Annotated in this window: 11 protein-coding genes and 5 tRNA genes; 13 read left to right on the top strand and 3 right to left on the bottom strand. The window is 60.4% G+C overall.

Going from position 1 to position 16758, the window contains the following annotated elements; all coding sequences use genetic code 11:
* Positions 1-21: 21 nt before the first annotated feature.
* The gene (gene hpnC / locus CLU86_RS09880) at positions 22-924 is read right to left on the bottom strand and encodes a squalene synthase HpnC (RefSeq protein WP_099741490.1); all 903 of its coding nucleotides are present in this window, start codon (positions 922-924) and stop codon (positions 22-24) included.
* Between the two features lie 404 nt (positions 925-1328).
* On the opposite strand from hpnC, the gene CLU86_RS09875 reads away from it, so the two are divergent.
* The 13 genes from CLU86_RS09875 to CLU86_RS09815 all read left to right on the top strand — a co-directional run bounded on the left by CLU86_RS09875 (position 1329) and on the right by CLU86_RS09815 (position 13991).
* Complete coding sequence (locus tag CLU86_RS09875; RefSeq protein ID WP_099741489.1) at positions 1329-2546, top strand: efflux RND transporter periplasmic adaptor subunit; 1218 nt, start codon at positions 1329-1331, stop codon at positions 2544-2546.
* 8 nt (positions 2547-2554) lie between these two features.
* Positions 2555-5728, top strand: coding sequence for an efflux RND transporter permease subunit (locus tag CLU86_RS09870; protein WP_099655893.1), 3174 nt, complete (start codon positions 2555-2557; stop codon positions 5726-5728).
* Between the two features lie 105 nt (positions 5729-5833).
* Positions 5834-5920 (top strand) — tRNA-Leu (locus CLU86_RS09865).
* A 75-nt stretch (positions 5921-5995) separates the two neighbouring features.
* The gene (gene tig, locus CLU86_RS09860; RefSeq protein ID WP_099655892.1) at positions 5996-7306 is read left to right on the top strand and encodes a trigger factor; all 1311 of its coding nucleotides are present in this window, start codon (positions 5996-5998) and stop codon (positions 7304-7306) included.
* 120 nt (positions 7307-7426) lie between these two features.
* The gene (gene clpP / locus CLU86_RS09855; protein WP_099655891.1) at positions 7427-8035 is read left to right on the top strand and encodes an ATP-dependent Clp endopeptidase proteolytic subunit ClpP; all 609 of its coding nucleotides are present in this window, start codon (positions 7427-7429) and stop codon (positions 8033-8035) included.
* A gap of 95 nt (positions 8036-8130) precedes the next feature.
* Positions 8131-9396: an ATP-dependent Clp protease ATP-binding subunit ClpX gene (gene clpX, locus CLU86_RS09850; protein WP_099655890.1), complete on the top strand. Its 1266-nt coding sequence runs from the start codon at positions 8131-8133 to the stop codon at positions 9394-9396.
* A gap of 129 nt (positions 9397-9525) precedes the next feature.
* Positions 9526-11952, top strand: coding sequence for an endopeptidase La (lon, locus tag CLU86_RS09845; RefSeq protein WP_099655889.1), 2427 nt, complete (start codon positions 9526-9528; stop codon positions 11950-11952).
* Between the two features lie 83 nt (positions 11953-12035).
* Positions 12036-12111: transfer RNA gene (locus CLU86_RS09840), tRNA-Gly, on the top strand.
* A 54-nt stretch (positions 12112-12165) separates the two neighbouring features.
* Positions 12166-12239 (top strand) — tRNA-Cys (locus tag CLU86_RS09835).
* Between the two features lie 135 nt (positions 12240-12374).
* A tRNA-Gly gene (locus tag CLU86_RS09830) sits at positions 12375-12450 on the top strand.
* Positions 12451-12602: 152 nt separating this feature from the next.
* Positions 12603-12695: transfer RNA gene (locus CLU86_RS09825), tRNA-Leu, on the top strand.
* Positions 12696-12708: 13 nt separating this feature from the next.
* A complete protein-coding gene (locus tag CLU86_RS09820; protein WP_099741488.1) occupies positions 12709-13341 on the top strand; it encodes a DUF6806 family protein in 633 nt (210 codons plus the stop codon).
* Between the two features lie 125 nt (positions 13342-13466).
* Positions 13467-13991, top strand: coding sequence for a M48 family metallopeptidase (locus CLU86_RS09815; RefSeq protein ID WP_099655887.1), 525 nt, complete (start codon positions 13467-13469; stop codon positions 13989-13991).
* Between the two features lie 87 nt (positions 13992-14078).
* Here the strand turns inward: CLU86_RS09815 and murI are convergent, their stop codons facing one another.
* Both murI and CLU86_RS09805 read right to left on the bottom strand, forming a co-directional pair.
* On the bottom strand, positions 14079-14969 hold the full coding sequence (gene murI / locus CLU86_RS09810) for a glutamate racemase (protein WP_099741487.1): 891 nt from the start codon (positions 14967-14969) through the stop codon (positions 14079-14081).
* A gap of 185 nt (positions 14970-15154) precedes the next feature.
* Complete coding sequence (locus CLU86_RS09805; RefSeq protein WP_099741486.1) at positions 15155-16723, bottom strand: fumarate hydratase; 1569 nt, start codon at positions 16721-16723, stop codon at positions 15155-15157.
* Positions 16724-16758 lie beyond the last annotated feature (35 nt).

The following is a 16758-nucleotide window of genomic DNA, read 5'->3' as shown; positions in this document are numbered from 1 at the left end:
CTTGCTGCCCATGAATGTTTCTTACATTGCGATGGCACGCCCCAGCATCACGCACCAATCCCACGCGTGCAGGCGGGGGCGAGTGTGCAGGCTGGCGCCGTTGAGGGCCTCGACCTTGTCCAGAATGCGCAAGCCGCCTTGCACCACCAGCCGCAGCTCCCAGCCCATGCGGCCAGGCAGGCGGTGCACCAGGGGGGCGCCCCGCAGCATGGTGGCGCGGGCCCAGGCGGCGCTTTCCATGATCAGGCGCATGTTTTCCGGGGTGGTCTGGCGCGCCAGCAATTCGGACTGGCAGGCGCCATGCGCGGCGCAGTCGGCGCGGGGCAGGTAGTGGCGATTGCGTGGAATGTCCACGCTCAGGTCTTGCCAGAAATTGGCCAACTGCAGTGCGGTGCAGATGGCATCGCTTTCTTGCAGGGCCTGTGCGCTGTTCACACCATATAAGTGCAGCAGCAGCCGCCCCACGGGGTTGGCCGAGCGGCGGCAGTAGTCCAGCAGCTCTTGGCGGTCGGCGTAGCCTTCTGCGTCGCGGGTTTTTTCCACGTCCTGGGCAAAGGCGCTGAGCAGGTCTGTCAGCAACCCTAGCGGCAGCTGGTGGCGTTTGAGCATGCCCTGCAGCGGCAGGAACACCGAAGCCCAACGCGTGCTGGGGGGCTGGCCTTGGGCAATGGCCTGCAGATCGGCCTCAAACGCGGCCAGGTCCTGCAGGCGCTGTGTGGCCGGGGCATCGCCCTCGTCGGCAATGTCATCGGCGGTGCGTGCAAAGGCGTAGATCGCCCGGATGACGGGGCGCAGAGGGGCGGGGCACAGCAGCGAGGCGACCGGAAAGTTCTCGTAATGGGTCACGGCTGCGGGCTGCGGCGCTGCGGCGCTGGGCAGGGGCGCCGCAGCAGGGGCGGATGGGGTGCGTTGTTCAGGCTTCATTGCGGCGTGGATTGTCGCTTGACAAGGTCATGTGCATCCCATAGATTACTAACCAGTCAGTCAGTAGCTGATTTGGCGGCTGGCTGTTCGGGGTCCGTTCACATCATTTTCCAGACAACGCGCGCCAGGGATCCTTTGTGCGAATCGAGCGGCAAGTGTGCGCTGCGGGTCGGGATGGGCTGCAACAAAGCAGACCGCCCGAGACCGCAGAGGCGCACGGCACGGTGATTCGTGCACAGGGGCTCTAGGGTCTGAGCCTTCAGGCCTTGTGGGTGCAGCGGTGCGCGCGTGTTTGTGCGCGCGGATGGAAATCGTTGGCGGGCCCTTGGCTGTGGCGTCTCTGCAAAGCCTCGTTGGCAGTGTGGGCGTCCCTGGTCGCTCTTTTTATCTTCATCGGATTTCCCATGCGTACACCTTCCGCTTCGCGGCCCGTTCACAGGTTCACCAGGTATCTACCGCTTTTGGGCGCAGTGGCGCTGCTGGCGGCATGCTCGCGCCCCGAGCCACCACAAGAGCCGGTGCGCTCCGTCAAGCTGATGACGGTGGGCCTGGGCGCGCTGCAGTCGCAGCTGGAATATGCCGGTGAAGTGCGCGCCCGTGTGGAGTCGCGCCTGGGCTTTCGGGTAGCGGGCAAGATCGTGCAGCGCCAGGCCGAGCTGGGCCAGCGCGTGAAAGCGGGCGATGTGCTGGCGCAGCTGGACCCCAAGGACTACCAATTGGCCGCCGATGCAGCCCGAGCCCAGCTGGCCGCAGCCACCACGCAGCGCGACCTGGCCGCAGCAGACTACAAGCGCTACGCTGCGTTGAAAGACCAGAACTTCATCAGCGGTGCCGAGCTGGAGCGCCGCGACACGACGCTCAAGGCCGCGCAGGCCACGCTGGACCAGGCCCGCGCGCAATTGGCATCACAGGGCAACCAGACCACGTACACGCGGCTGGTGGCTGATGTGTCGGGTGTCATCACCGGCATTGACGCCGAGCCGGGCCAGGTGGTGACCGCAGGCACACCAGTGGTGCGCATTGCGCAAGATGGTGCGCGCGACGTGGTGTTTGCCGTGCCGGAAGACAAAGTGGCCCTGATGGCTCCTGGGCAAGAGGTGTCAGTGCGCGGCTGGGCGGGTGGCAACACCATCGCAGGCAAGGTGCGCGAGGTGGCCGCCAGCGCCGACGCCAGCACCCGCACCTTCCAGGTCAAGGTGGCGATTGACCGGGCCGAATCGCCTGCGCTGGGCGCCACGGTGTATGTCACGCCCAAGGCCTTGAGCCATGCGGGCGCGCCGGCCATCAAGCTGCCCACCAGCGCCTTGCGCCAGGAGGGGCAGGCCACAGCCGTTTGGGTGTACGACCCTGCCACCAGCACCGTGAAGTCACAGGTCATCCAGATTGCGACGGCCGATGGCAACGACGCCGTGGTGTCGTCAGGCCTGACGCCGGGCATGCAGGTGGTGTCCACCGGCGTGCATGTGCTGTCTCCGGGCCAAAAGGTCATGGTTTATCAACAAAAATCGACTCCAGCGCCCGTTGGTAAAGCGCAAGAAGCTACCAATTCAGTAGCGACTGATGCGGCTGCATCGGCCGCCGCGGCTTCGGCTGCCGCAGCATCCCAGCCCGCCGCCAAATAAGGCAGACCATGAGCCAGAACCAACCAAAAGAGGGGTTCAACCTCTCCAAGTGGGCGCTCGACCATCCAGCGCTCACGCGCTACCTGATGGTCGTGCTGATGCTGCTGGGCTTTGCGGCCTACTTTCAGCTGGGGCAGGACGAAGACCCGCCTTTCACCTTCCGGGTGATGGTGGTGCGCACCTACTGGCCTGGCGCTACGGCGCAGCAGGTGGCCGAGCAGGTGACGGACAAGATTGAGCGCACGCTGCAGGAGGTGCCTTACGCGGACAAGATCCGCAGCTACTCCAAACCCGGCGAGTCGCAAATCATCTTTCAGATTAAGGACTCCTCGCGCCCTGCAGAGGTGGCTAACGTCTGGTACACCGTGCGCAAAAAGGTGGGCGACATGCGCTACACCTTGCCCACGGGCACGCAGGGCCCGTTCTTCAACGACGAGTTCGGCGATGTGTACGGCGTGATCTACGCGCTGGAATCCGAAGGCTTCAGCTACGCTGAACTCAAGACCTTTGCCGACGATGTGCGCCAGCAGCTGCTGCGCGTGCCCGATGTGGCCAAGGTCGAGCAGTTTGGCGTGCAGGACGAAAAGCTGTTTGTCGAAGTCTCGCAAAAGCGCTTGTCGCAATTGGGGCTCGACTTCAACCAGGTGCTGTCGCAGCTTGGCCAGCAAAACGCGGTGGAGCCTGCCGGAGCGGTGCAAACGCCGCTGGACCAGGTGCAGGTGCGTGTGGGCGGTCAGTTCAACGCCATTGAAGACCTGCAGGCCATGCCCATTCGCGGCCCGTCCGGGGCGCAGTTCCGCCTGGGTGATATTGCCGAGGTCAAGCGCGGCTATGTGGACCCGGCCACGGTGAAGGTGCGCCACCAGGGGCGCGAAGTGGTGGCGTTGGGCATTTCCATGGCCAAGGGCGGCGACATCATTGCCCTGGGCAAGGCTTTGGAGAAGGTCACCCACAGCATCAGCACGTCACTGCCTGCGGGTGTGAAGCTGGTGAACGTGCAAGACCAGCCCAAGGCGGTGTCGACCTCGGTCAACGAGTTTGTGAAGGTGCTGATCGAGGCCGTGGTCATCGTGCTGGCCGTGAGCTTCATCAGCCTGGGCCTGCACAAGCGCCCCGGCAACCAGCCGCTGTGGAAGCGCTGGTACATCGACCCCCGCCCCGGGCTGGTGGTGGGCATCACCATCCCCATGGTGCTGGCCGTCACGTTCCTGGCCATGTGGTACTGGAACATTGGTCTGCACAAGATTTCGCTGGGCTCACTCATCATCGCGCTGGGTCTGCTGGTGGATGACGCCATCATTGCCGTGGAGATGATGGTGCTGAAGTTGGAGGAGGGCTACGACAAGGTGCGCGCGGCCACCTTTGCCTATGAGCTGACGGCCATGCCCATGCTCACCGGCACGCTGATCACTGCGGCAGGTTTTCTGCCCATCGGCATCGCCAAGTCGATGACGGGCGAGTACACCTTTGCGATTTTTGCCGTGACGGTGATCTCGCTGGTGCTGTCGTGGGTGGTGTCGGTGTACTTTGTGCCGTACTTGGGCACACTGATCTTGAAGGTGCCACCGCATGTGCAAGCTGCGCAGGCGCAAAAAGGCATCACTGACGACCCACATGAAGTGTTTGACAGCCCGTTCTACACGGCCTTCCGGCGTCTGGTGAACTGGTGTGTGCAGTACCGCTGGATCACCATTGGCCTGACGGTGCTGACCTTTGCGCTGGGCATTGTGGGCATGGGCAAGGTGCAACAGCAGTTTTTCCCGGACTCCAGCCGCCCGGAAATCATGGTGGAGGTCTGGTTCCCGGAGGGCACCTCGTTTGAGGGCAATGAAGAGGTGACCAAGCGCGTGGAGCAACGCCTGCTGACCGAAGCGGGGGTGAATTCGGTCACCACCTGGGTTGGCTCCGGTGTGCCACGTTTTTATTTGCCGCTGGACCAGGTGCTTCCGCAAACCAACGTGTCCCAGCTCATCGTGTTGCCCACCGACCTGAAGGTACGGGAGTCGCTGCGCATCAAGCTGCCTGCGCTGCTGGCGCAGGAGTTTCCGGAGGTGCGCGGGCGGGTGAAGCTGCTGCCCAACGGCCCGCCTGTGGCCTACCCAGTGCAGTTCCGCGTGATGGGGCCTGACCCATTGGTGTTGCGTGAGCGCGCCGATGAAGTGAAGGCCGCCCTGCGCAAGAACGCCGACATGCGCGGCGTGAACGACAACTGGAACGAGTCGGTGAAGGTGCTGCGCCTGGAGGTGGACCAGGACAAGGCACGGGCCCTGGGGGTGACCAGCCAGTCGATTGCGCAGGCTGCCAAGATCATTCTGGCGGGCTCACAAATCGGGCAGTTCCGCGAGGGTGACAAGCTCATCGACATCATGCTGCGTCAGCCGCTGGACGAGCGCAACGCCATCACTGACATCGGCAGTGCGTACCTGCCCACGGCATCGGGCAAGGCCATTCCGCTGACCCAGATTGCCAAGCCAGTGTTCACCTGGGAGCCTGGTGTGATGTGGCGCGAAAACCGTGACTACGCCATCACTGTGCAAGGCGATGTGACAGAGGGCATCCAGGGTGCGACGGTGACCGGTGCCCTGCTGCCTGGCCTGCGCGAGATCGAGGCCCAATGGCATGCCGCAGGGCAGGGGGCTTATCGCATTGAAGTGGCGGGTGCTGTGGAAGAGAGTTCCAAGGGGTCGGCCTCGATTGCCGCGGGCATCCCCATCATGCTGTTCATCACCTTCACGCTGTTGATGCTGCAACTGCACAGCTTCAGCCGTGCCATGCTGGTCTTCTTGACCGGCCCTCTGGGGCTGGCGGGCGTGGCGGGGGCGTTGTTGTTGCTCAACCGTCCGTTTGGCTTTGTGGCGTTGCTGGGCGTGATCGCGCTGATGGGGATGATTCAGCGCAACTCGGTGATCCTGATCGACCAGATCGAGCAAGACCGTGCGCGGGGTGTGCCTGCCTGGGATGCGATTGTGGAGTCGGCCGTGCGGCGTTTGCGCCCCATCGTGCTCACGGCCGCCGCCGCCGTGCTGGCGATGATCCCGCTGTCGCGCAGTGTCTTCTGGGGGCCGATGGCCGTGGCCATCATGGGTGGTCTGGTGGTGGCCACGGTGCTGACGCTGCTGGCTTTGCCCGCCATGTATGCCGCCTGGTTCCGGGTGCGTCGACCGACGGCGGAAGTGCTTTGAAACAGGTCTTCGTTTTAATTGCCCCGTACATCAGGGTAAAATAGAAGGTTGACCGATTTCACACAGGCGGCGAGCTGTGCTTGCCGCCTGTTTGTTTGTTAAACCGCGCGGGTGGCGAAATTGGTAGACGCACCAGGTTTAGGTCCTGACGCCAGCAATGGTGTGGGGGTTCGAGTCCCCCCCCGCGCACCATCCATGTGAGACTTTGCGGAACACGGCGCTGCTGCGCTGCAGCCAGCACGATCCACATTCATAAGAGGAATAGCCATGGCCGTTACTGTTGAAACCCTTGAAAAGCTCGAGCGCAAGATCACGCTGAGCGTGCCCGTCACCCTGATCCAGTCCGAAGTCGACACGCGCCTGAAGCGTCTGGCCCGCACTGTGAAGATGGACGGCTTCCGTCCCGGCAAGGTGCCCATGAATGTGGTCGCTCAGCGTTATGGCTACTCCGTTCAGTACGAAGTGCTCAACGACAAGGTGGGTGAGGCTTTTGCCGTGGCAGCCAACGAAGCCAACCTGCGTGTGGCTGGCCAGCCCCGCATCACTGAAAAAGAAGGCGCCCCTGAAGGCCAGGTCACTTTTGACGCCATCTTCGAAGTGTTCCCAGAAGTCAAGATTGCAGACCTTTCGGACGCTGAAGTCGAAAAGCTGTCGGCCGAAGTGACCGATGCAGCCATCGACAAGACCATCGACATCCTGCGCAAGCAGCGTCGCAGCTTCGCACAGCGCGCCCTGGACGCAGCTGCCCAAGACAGCGACCGCGTGACTGTGGACTTCGAAGGCAAGATCGACGGCGAGCCCTTTGACGGCGGCAAGGCCGAAGACTTCCAGTTCCTGGTCGGCGAAGGCCAGATGCTCAAGGAGTTCGAAGACGCAGTGCGCGGCATGAAGTCTGGCGAAAGCAAGACTTTCCCCCTGGCATTCCCCGCCGACTACCACGGCAAGGATGTCGCAGGCAAGACTGCAGACTTCCTCGTCACCGTCAAGAAGATCGAAGCCGCCCACCTGCCCGAAGTGAACGACGCCCTGGCCAAGTCCCTGGGTATCGCTGACGGCTCTGTGGACGGTCTGCGCGCCGACATCAAGAAGAACCTGGAGCGTGAAGTCAAGTTCCGTCTGCTGGCTCGCAACAAGCAAGCCGTGATGGATGCTCTGGTGGCAAAGGCCGAACTGGATCTGCCCAACGCCAGCGTGCAAGCCGAAATCGGCCGCCTGCTGGAAGGCGCCCGCGCTGAGCTGAAGCAACGTGGCATCAAGGACGCTGACAAGGCTGAAATCCCTGAAGACGTGTTCCGCCCCCAAGCCGAGCGCCGCGTGCGCCTGGGTCTGGTGGTGGCCGAGCTGGTGCGTGCCAACGAACTGCATGCCAAGCCCGAGCAACTGAAGGCCCACATTGACGAGCTGGCTGCCAGCTACGAGAAGCCCGAAGATGTGGTGCGCTGGTACTTCGGTGACCGTCAGCGCCTGGCAGAAGTCGAAGCTGTTGTCATCGAAAACAACGTGACCGATTTCGTTCTGGGCAAGGCCAAGGTTGTGGACAAGGCCGTATCGTTCGATGAACTGATGGGCCAGGGCTAAAGCCCATACCGCCATTTGCCCTGTGGGTGAGGCGGCGGTAATGCGAACCAAGGGGCTTGTGCTTTCGTGCACAGGCCCCAATTCATTTCTGGGTACAGTACCTGCTTGACTGGAGAAAACATGAGCGCATTGGAAACACAAGGCCTGGGTATGGTCCCTATGGTCATCGAGCAGTCTGGCCGCGGTGAGCGGTCCTATGACATTTACTCTCGCCTGCTCAAGGAGCGCGTGATCTTTCTGGTGGGGCCGGTGAATGACCAGACCGCCAATTTGGTGGTGGCCCAGTTGCTGTTCCTTGAGAGCGAAAATCCTGACAAGGACATCTCGTTCTACATCAACTCGCCAGGCGGCTCGGTGAGCGCAGGTATGGCGATTTTTGACACCATGAACTTCATCAAGCCCGATGTGTCGACCCTGTGCACGGGCATGGCGGCCAGTATGGGGGCCTTCTTGCTGGCTGCTGGCGCCAAGGGCAAGCGTTTTGCGTTGCCCAATTCCAAGGTCATGATCCACCAGCCGCTGGGTGGCATGCAAGGGCAGGCAACAGAAATTGAAATCCACGCCCGTGAGATTCTCAAGACCCGCGAGCAACTCAACAGCATCCTGGCAGAGCGCACGGGCCAGTCGCTTGAGAAGATTCAGCGCGATACAGAGCGCGACTATTTCCTGTCGGCCGATGAGGCCAAGGAATACGGTCTGGTCGATCAGGTGATCAGCAAGCGCGCCTGAACCCGGTAGGACACTGGGCGGCGTTTTCCCTCGGGGAAGACGCCGTTTTTATTTGGTTATCATCCTGACAACTTTCCGTAACAAGGCGTTGCCCCATGGCCGAGAAAAAAGGCTCTTCCAGCGAAAAAACCCTTTACTGCTCCTTTTGCGGTAAAAGCCAGCACGAAGTCAAAAAGCTGATCGCTGGTCCGTCGGTCTTTATCTGTGACGAGTGCATTGACCTGTGCAATGAGATCATTCGTGATGAGCTGCCTGTGGGCGAGCTGTCCAAAGAGGCTCGCAGCGATCTGCCGACGCCCATCGAGATCAAGACCAATCTGGACAACTACGTGATTGGTCAGGACTTTGCCAAACGCACCTTGGCGGTGGCGGTCTATAACCACTACAAGCGCTTGCGTCACAAGGACAAGGCACTCAAAGACGATGTGGAGCTGTCCAAGAGCAACATCTTGTTGATTGGCCCCACCGGCTCTGGCAAGACTTTACTGGCCCAAACCCTTGCACGCATGCTGGACGTGCCTTTTGTGATGGCCGATGCCACCACGTTGACCGAGGCTGGCTATGTGGGCGAAGACGTTGAGAACATTGTCCAAAAGCTGCTGCAGAGCTGTAACTACGACGTAGAGCGTGCCCAGCGCGGCATCGTGTACATCGACGAAATTGACAAGATCTCCCGCAAGTCTGACAACCCTTCGATCACCCGTGACGTGTCGGGTGAGGGTGTTCAACAGGCGCTTCTCAAGTTGATCGAAGGCACGATGGCCAGTGTGCCTCCGCAGGGGGGGCGCAAGCATCCGAACCAGGATTTCCTGCAAATCGACACCACCAACATCTTGTTCATCTGTGGCGGTGCGTTCGCTGGTCTTGAAAAGGTCATTGAAAATCGCACCGAGGCTTCGGGTATCGGTTTTGGTGCGGCCGTGCGCAGCAAAAAACAGCGCTCGCTCACCGATGTCTTCCAAGAGATCGAGCCCGAAGATTTGATCAAGTTCGGGATCATCCCTGAGCTGGTGGGGCGTATGCCCGTGGTCACTGCGCTGGCTGAGCTCAGCGAAGATGCGCTGGTTCAGATCCTGACCGAACCCAAGAATGCGTTGGTCAAGCAATACAGCAAGCTGCTGGGCATGGAGGGCGTTGATCTGGAGATTCGCCCTGCAGCGCTCAAGGCGATTGCCCGCAAGGCATTGGCACGCAAGACCGGTGCTCGTGGCCTGCGCTCCATCCTGGAGCAGTCGCTGATTGGCACCATGTTCGATTTGCCCAATGCGAGCAATGTTGAAAAGGTGGTCGTGGACGAATCCACGATTGAAGAAAACAAGCCACCGCTGCTCGTTTACCGCGAAGCGGCCAAGAAGGCCTGAAATGCCCGGTACGGGTCGCCCATTGGTCGCCCCTTCAACGATCACAACCCTTGTGCCAGCGCGGCTGCGCACAAGGGTTGAAAATCCCCAAATGTGGATCATCTTCCACAGAGTTAACTGAGGATTTCCATGTCCGGACATACCCCCCTTCCCGCCACACCCATTGAACTGCCGCTGTTGCCGTTGCGCGACGTGGTGGTCTTCCCTCACATGGTGATCCCCTTGTTTGTGGGGCGCCCCAAGAGCATCAAGGCGTTGGAGCTGGCCATGGAGGCCGAGCGCCGCATCATGCTGGTCGCGCAAAAAGCGGCAGCCAAAGATGAGCCTTCCGCTTCTGACATGTTTGATGTCGGCTGTGTCTCAACGATCTTGCAGATGCTCAAATTGCCCGATGGCACGGTCAAGGTGCTGGTGGAAGGCCAGCAGCGTGCTTTGGTCGCTTCGATTGAAGACGCGGACACCCACTTCACTGCCACCGTGACCCCGGTCGAAGCCGTTGCCGAGGCGAGCAAGCCCAGTGAAATCGAGGCTTTGCGCCGTGCGGTGATGCAGCAGTTTGACCAGTACGTCAAACTGAACAAGAAGATTCCTCCGGAAATCCTCACCTCCATTGCCAGCATCGATGACCCAGGTCGTCTGGCAGACACCATCGCTGCGCACTTGCCGCTGAAGTTGGAAAACAAGCAGGTAGTCCTGGACTTGTCGGATGTGAAGTCACGGCTGGAAAACCTGTTTGAGCAGCTGGACCGCGAAGTCGACATCCTGAATGTCGACAAAAAAATCCGTGGGCGCGTGAAGCGCCAGATGGAAAAGAACCAGCGCGATTTTTATCTCAACGAGCAAGTCAAAGCCATCCAGAAAGAACTGGGCGAGGGTGATGATGGCGCCGACATTGAAGAGATTGAGAAGAAGATCAAGCTCGCCAAGATGTCTGCCGAGGCTCGCAAAAAAGCCGATGCGGAACTCAAGAAGCTCAAACTGATGTCGCCCATGTCGGCTGAGGCGACGGTGGTGCGCAATTACATTGATGTGTTGACTGCGCTGCCATGGGCCAAAAAGACCAAGATCAAGCACGATCTGCTCAATGCCGAAGGTGTTTTGAACGAAGACCACTTTGGCCTGGACAAGGTCAAGGACCGCATTCTTGAATATCTTGCAGTGCAGCAGCGTGTGGACAAGGTGAAGGCCCCCATCCTTTGCCTGGTGGGGCCACCGGGTGTGGGCAAGACCTCGTTGGGCCAGTCGATTGCCAAGGCCACGGGGCGCAAATACGTCCGCATGGCCCTGGGCGGCATGCGTGACGAGGCCGAAATTCGTGGGCACCGCCGCACGTACATCGGCGCGCTGCCCGGCAAGGTGCTTCAGAGCCTTTCGAAGGTGGGAACGCGCAACCCATTGTTCCTGCTGGACGAAATCGACAAGCTGGGGACCGACTTCCGTGGCGATCCCTCCAGTGCGCTGTTGGAGGTGCTGGACCCTGAGCAAAACCACACCTTTGGCGATCACTATGTGGAGGTCGATTTCGATCTGAGCGACGTCATGTTTGTCGCTACGTCCAACTCGATGAACATCCCGCCAGCGTTGCTCGATCGCATGGAGGTCATCCGTTTGTCGGGGTACACCGAGGATGAAAAGACCAACATCGCAATGAAGTACCTGCTGCCCAAGCAGCTCAAGAACAACGGCGTCAAGGACGAAGAGTTATTGATTACCGAGTCTGCTGTGCGCGACATGGTGCGCTACTACACCCGGGAGGCCGGTGTGCGCTCCTTGGAGCGTGAGCTGTCCAAGATTTGCCGCAAGGTGGTCAAAGGCCTGCAACTCAAAAAGCTCACGCCCCAGGTGGTGGTGAGCGAGGACAACCTTCCGGATTTTCTGGGCGTGCGCAAGTACAGCTACGGGCGTGCTGAGCTGCAAAACCAGGTGGGGCAGGTCGTTGGTTTGGCGTGGACCGAGGTCGGCGGTGATTTGCTCACCATTGAAGCGGCGACGATGCCAGGCAAAGGTGTGATCACACGCACTGGGTCGCTGGGCGACGTGATGAAAGAGTCCGTGGAAGCTGCGCGCACCGTAGTGCGTAGCCGAGCCAAATTGTTGGGCATTAAGGACGAGATGTTCGACAAGCGCGACATCCATATCCACGTGCCTGACGGTGCGACGCCAAAGGATGGCCCTAGCGCGGGGGCTGCCATGACCACTGCTTTTGTGTCTGCCTTGACCGGGATCCCCGTGCGCGGAGATGTCGCCATGACCGGTGAGATCACGCTGCGCGGTGAAGTCACGGCCATCGGTGGACTCAAGGAAAAGTTGCTGGCGGCATTGCGCGGGGGCATCAAGACCGTGCTGATTCCTGAAGAAAACGTGAAAGATCTCCAGGAGATTCCAGACAACGTGAAAAGCGGGCTGGAGATCGTGCCGGTTAAATGGATCGACAAGGTGCTTGAAGTGGCCTTGGAGCGCAAGCCTGTACCGCTGACGGATGAAGAGGCGGCTGTGGTCCCCGTGTCGGCAGACAAGGGCACTGCGGCGGTTGGCAGTGATTCTTTGAAGCACTGAACATTTTTTCAAAAACAGCCAAAAAATGCGCTACAATTCATTCCATCGCAGCAAACGTTGTAGAATGTAAGGCTTCGGTAAATGCGGGAATAGCTCAGTTGGTAGAGCGCAACCTTGCCAAGGTTGAGGTCGAGAGTTCGAGACTCTTTTCCCGCTCCAATTTCCAAAAAAGGGAAGCAAAAGCTTCCCTTTTTTGCCAAGGCAGTAGTTTCTGGCGCGGTAGCAAAGCGGTTATGCCCCGGATTGCAAATCCGGTTAGTCCGGTTCGACTCCGGACCGCGCCTCCAGGATGCAGCTGACTTGCTGAAATAAGCAAAAGCTTGTTTTAGACGGTTGGAAAGTTTTTGATTTTCTTGTGTTGATCAAAAATTTTGTGTTATAATTTTACTCTTGCTGATGCACTGTTGTGTTGAAGGCAAAATGCGGGAATAGCTCAGTTGGTAGAGCGCAACCTTGCCAAGGTTGAGGTCGAGAGTTCGAGACTCTTTTCCCGCTCCAAATTTAAAAGGGAAGCTTAGGCTTCCCTTTTTTCTTGGTGCAGCGTGGCAGCGCTGGTTTTGTAGTCGCTGCGTTGCTCTTGTTCGATGGGGCGTTGCTTAGCGGTGACGTCCGGGTTACGCTGCCATGCAATCGCGCATACGGTAGCTGGCGCCCCGATGGTGAAATTGGTAGACACTGCGGACTTAAAATCCGCCGCTTTCCTGAAAAGGGGCGTGCCGGTTCGACCCCGGCTCGGGGCACCATTACGATTCAATCATGTCAAGTTACAACGCTCCCTTCGAAATCCATGTCCACGGGCAGGTGCAGTTGCGTGCTGATGCCAGTTTTGACCAGCTCCAAGATGCCTTGAAACCATTGTGGAAATATGCCGGCGCTCGGTCTTTGGCCGACGGTGCCGCAAGTGCTTACGAAGAGGAGCCTGGCATCAAATTCGATGCCCAGGAGCATCTTCTGCAAATCTGCTGGACGGTGCGGGGCGATGACGACTTTCGCCAGACTTTGGACGAGATGTGCATGAGCCTGAACGAGCTCTGCGAGATGGGGGCCGCCTTGGAGGTGACCTTCTACGATGCTGAGTTTGAAGAAGACGAAGGCCAAGACGGTGTCGAGTCGCGCGATGACTTCGTGATGCTATTTGTGGGGCCTACCCCAGCAGCCATCATGCAGGTGCAGCGTGATCTGCTGGTGCAAGATGTGGTGAACATGATGGAGCGCCACTTTGACGGCGCTGAGCTTGGCGGCGTGGTGGCAGAGATCGATAAGTTGTTCACCCAGCGTTTCGATGCGCTGGTCAACTCGCTTGAAATTGGCAAGCCCCCGCGCGGCCCCGGCGGCTCTGGCAGCGGCCACGGCGGCGGCGGTGGCCGTCGCCCACGCCATTTGCACTGAGTCTTGCCCGGTGGGGGCTGTTCTGTTTCCTCCCTCAGCCCTTTGTCAGCCGATGGCTTCATGCGAACAAGTGGTCGGCTTGCAATGTGCCCTTCAACGGCCCTGTGGTCGCCGCCATATTTCCAATGATCCCTGATTTGCCCTACCTGCGGTCTTATCCTGCTGCGCTCCAAGGTCAGGCGCGTGAGCTGTTGGCCCAAGGGCAATTGGGGCCGGTATTGCAGCGCAAGTACCCGCAGGCGCACTCGGTGCGCAGTGACAAGGCTTTGTACGACTATGTGCAAGAGCTCAAGTCCCGCTATCTGCGCAACGCAGGCACGGTCAACAAAGTTCTCTTTGACAACAAGATTCACGTCGTGCGTCACGCCCTGGGCTTGCACACGGCGGTGTCGCGCGTGCAGGGCAGCAAACTGGCTGCCAAGCATGAGATCCGCATCGCGTCGATGTTCAAGCAGGCGCCGGACGAGTTTTTACGCATGATCGTGGTCCATGAGCTGGCCCACCTGCGTGAAAAAGGGCACGACAAGGCTTTTTACCAGCTGTGCGCTCACATGGAGCCGCAATACCACCAGTACGAGTTTGATCTGCGCCTGTACCTCACGCACGTGGAGAGCACGGGCACACGGTTGTGGGGTGCTGAGTCCGCGTGAATTCTGCTCGGGGTCGGTTGTTTTGCTATTAATTTGATAGCTTCTTGCGCTTGTATTTCAAGCGCTACCCCCATTTTTGATCACAAATCAGGGAACTGATACGGTACTACAGCAACGTGCCGGGAGTTGGAGCCAACGCTGGGCGGCGGCTTCCAGCATGCTCACGGGGCCTGTGGTCAGTAGTTGTACCGGTGGGGCTGCATCTGTGGGGGCTTGTGGTTCCCCACCGCCGTCCTGTTGCGTTTGGCGTAGCAAGCCTGCTGCCTCTAGCAGGCGCCGTGTCTGGCGCGCCACCGGCTCACCGGTCTCGATGAATCGGACATCGGGCCCCACTAGTGCGCGCAACTCGTGCTCCACAAAAATGTAGTGGGTGCAGCCCAGTACCAGGGTGTCCATCTGCCCGGCTGCTGTACCAAACGGGCCCATGGCATGCACATAGCGCTCGCAAAGTGCACCAGTTTCCGTGCAGTTGACGGCATTGCTGGCCGTGGTCGGTGGCAGTGTCACACTGCGCTCGACAGCGTGCGCTAAGCCGTCGCAGGGTTGCACTACAAAGTGGGCCTGATCGGCCAGAGAGGCCATCAGCTTTCCGAACTTGGCGCTGCTGAGCGTACCCCGCGTGCCGATCACTCCCACATGCCCCGTCTTGGTGGCTGCCAGTGCTGGCTTGATGGCGGGCTCCAGGCCGACGAGGGGAAGGTCAGGGTGGCTGCTGCGCACTTCATGAATGGCCGCTGCAGTGGCGGTATTGCAGGCTACCACCAGTGCTTTGATATCGTGTTTTTCGCGCAAATATTGGGTGATGGCATGGGTGCGTGCCGCCACAAACGCATCGCCTCGCTCGCCATAGGGGGCGTTGGCGCTGTCGGCCAGGTACACGAACCGCTCGTTGGGCATGGCTGCCAACAGCATGCGCAGCACGCTCAGCCCGCCGACGCCGCTGTCAAATACACCGATGGGGGAAGAGGACTGCGGCATCGTGGAATCAAGCTCTGGCAGTTAGACAAGCCGTGGATTGTAGGAAAGACGGGGCTGCTGCGCTGGTGCGCCGCTTGCAGCCCACGAGTCCGTCGAAGGGATGTGAAAAAACCGCCCGAAGGCGGTTTTGTGAGGGCGTGCTCAGGGCTCGCAGTACAGCCGTGCCCCGGTGGTGACCCCAAGCATCAGGCGGCGGCTACTTCAATGCCTTTGAACTCGCCCGAGGCGATGCGCTTTTGCCATTCAGCTGGGCCCGTGATGTGGGCACTGGTGCCACCGGCGTCCACGGCCACGGTCACGGGCATGTCCACCACGTCAAATTCATAGATGGCTTCCATGCCCAGGTCGGCAAAGCCCACGACCTTGGCGGTCTTGATGGCCTTGCTGACCAGGTAGGCGGCGCCGCCCACGGCCATGAGGTAGGCGCTGTGGTGCTTCTTGATGGCCTCGATGGCGACCGGGCCGCGCTCGGCCTTGCCCACCATGGCGATCAGGCCGGTCTGGGCCAGCATCATCTCGGTGAAGCCATCCATGCGCGTGGCGGTGGTGGGGCCTGCGGGGCCCACGGCCTCGTTCTTCACCGGGTCCACGGGGCCCACGTAGTAAATGATGCGGTTGGTGAAGTCCACGGGCAGCTTCTCGCCCTTGGCCAGCATGTCCTGGATGCGCTTGTGTGCAGCATCGCGGCCCGTGAGCATCTTGCCGTTGAGCAGCAGCGTGTCGCCGGGCTTCCAGCTGGCCACTTCTTCCTTGGTCAGCGTGTCGAGGTTGACCTTCTTGCTCTTGTTGTAGTCAGGCGCCCAGTTCACGTTGGGCCACAGGTCCAGGCTGGGGGGTGTGAGGTACACGGGGCCAGAGCCGTCCATCACGAAGTGCGCGTGGCGTGTGGCGGCGCAGTTGGGGATCATCGCAATCGGCTTGCTGGCTGCGTGCGTGGGGTACATCTTGATCTTGACGTCCAGCACCGTGGTCAGGCCGCCCAGGCCTTGCGCGCCAATGCCCAGGGCGTTGACCTTTTCAAACAGCTCCAGGCGCAGCTCTTCAACCTTGTCGAGCGCGGGGCCGCCGGTCTTGGCGGCTTCGGCCTTGGCTTGCAGTTCGTACATGTCCAGGTCGTCCATCAGGCTTTCCTTGGCCATGAGCACGGCCTTTTCGGCCGTACCGCCAATGCCGATGCCCAGCATGCCGGGCGGGCACCAGCCAGCGCCCATGGTGGGCACGGTCTTGAGCACCCAGTCCACCACGTTGTCGCCGGGGTTGAGCATGTACATCTTGGACTTGTTCTCCGAGCCGCCGCCCTTAGCCGCCACGGTGATGTCCACGGTGTTGCCGGGCACGATCTCGGTGAAGATCACGGCGGGGGTGTTGTCCTTGGTGTTCTTGCGGGCGAACTGCGGATCGGCCACGACCGAGGCGCGCAGGGTGTTGTCGGGGTGGTTGTAGCCACGGCGCACGCCTTCGTTGATGGCGTCGTCCAGGCTGCCGGTGAAGCCTTCCCAGCGCACGTCCATGCCCACTTTCAGGAACACGTTGACGATGCCCGTGTCCTGGCAGATAGGGCGCTGGCCAGTGGCGCTCATCTTGCTGTTGGTGAGGATCTGGGCGATCGCATCCTTGGCCGCCGGGCTCTTCTCGCGCTCGTAAGCGCGGGCCAGGTGGGCGATGTAGTCGGTGGGGTGGTAGTAGCTGATGTACTGCAGTGCGCCAGCAATGGATTCGATCAGGTCTTCTTGGCGAATGGATGTCGTGGTCATGGCGGGAAGTTTGTGGGGATGAAATCGACAGCCTT

It is taken from the genome of Acidovorax sp. 62 (genome assembly GCF_002754495.1).
In the GTDB taxonomy this organism is placed as follows: domain Bacteria; phylum Pseudomonadota; class Gammaproteobacteria; order Burkholderiales; family Burkholderiaceae_C; genus Acidovorax.
The sequence above is the reverse complement of the archived record's forward strand: the minus strand, read 5'-3'. Positions and strand labels throughout refer to the sequence as shown.

Excerpts from the sequence above, each read along its gene's own strand:
- hpnC (WP_099741490.1), bottom strand. The coding sequence starts at position 924 with ATGAAGCCTGAACAACGCACCCCATCCGCCCCTGCTGCGGCGCCCCTG.
- CLU86_RS09875 (WP_099741489.1), top strand. The coding sequence starts at position 1,329 with ATGCGTACACCTTCCGCTTCGCGGCCCGTTCACAGGTTCACCAGGTAT.
- CLU86_RS09870 (WP_099655893.1), top strand. The coding sequence starts at position 2,555 with ATGAGCCAGAACCAACCAAAAGAGGGGTTCAACCTCTCCAAGTGGGCG.
- tig (WP_099655892.1), top strand. The coding sequence starts at position 5,996 with ATGGCCGTTACTGTTGAAACCCTTGAAAAGCTCGAGCGCAAGATCACG.
- clpP (WP_099655891.1), top strand. The coding sequence starts at position 7,427 with ATGAGCGCATTGGAAACACAAGGCCTGGGTATGGTCCCTATGGTCATC.
- clpX (WP_099655890.1), top strand. The coding sequence starts at position 8,131 with ATGGCCGAGAAAAAAGGCTCTTCCAGCGAAAAAACCCTTTACTGCTCC.
- lon (WP_099655889.1), top strand. The coding sequence starts at position 9,526 with ATGTCCGGACATACCCCCCTTCCCGCCACACCCATTGAACTGCCGCTG.
- CLU86_RS09820 (WP_099741488.1), top strand. The coding sequence starts at position 12,709 with ATGTCAAGTTACAACGCTCCCTTCGAAATCCATGTCCACGGGCAGGTG.
- CLU86_RS09815 (WP_099655887.1), top strand. The coding sequence starts at position 13,467 with ATGATCCCTGATTTGCCCTACCTGCGGTCTTATCCTGCTGCGCTCCAA.
- murI (WP_099741487.1), bottom strand. The coding sequence starts at position 14,969 with ATGCCGCAGTCCTCTTCCCCCATCGGTGTATTTGACAGCGGCGTCGGC.
- CLU86_RS09805 (WP_099741486.1), bottom strand. The coding sequence starts at position 16,723 with ATGACCACGACATCCATTCGCCAAGAAGACCTGATCGAATCCATTGCT.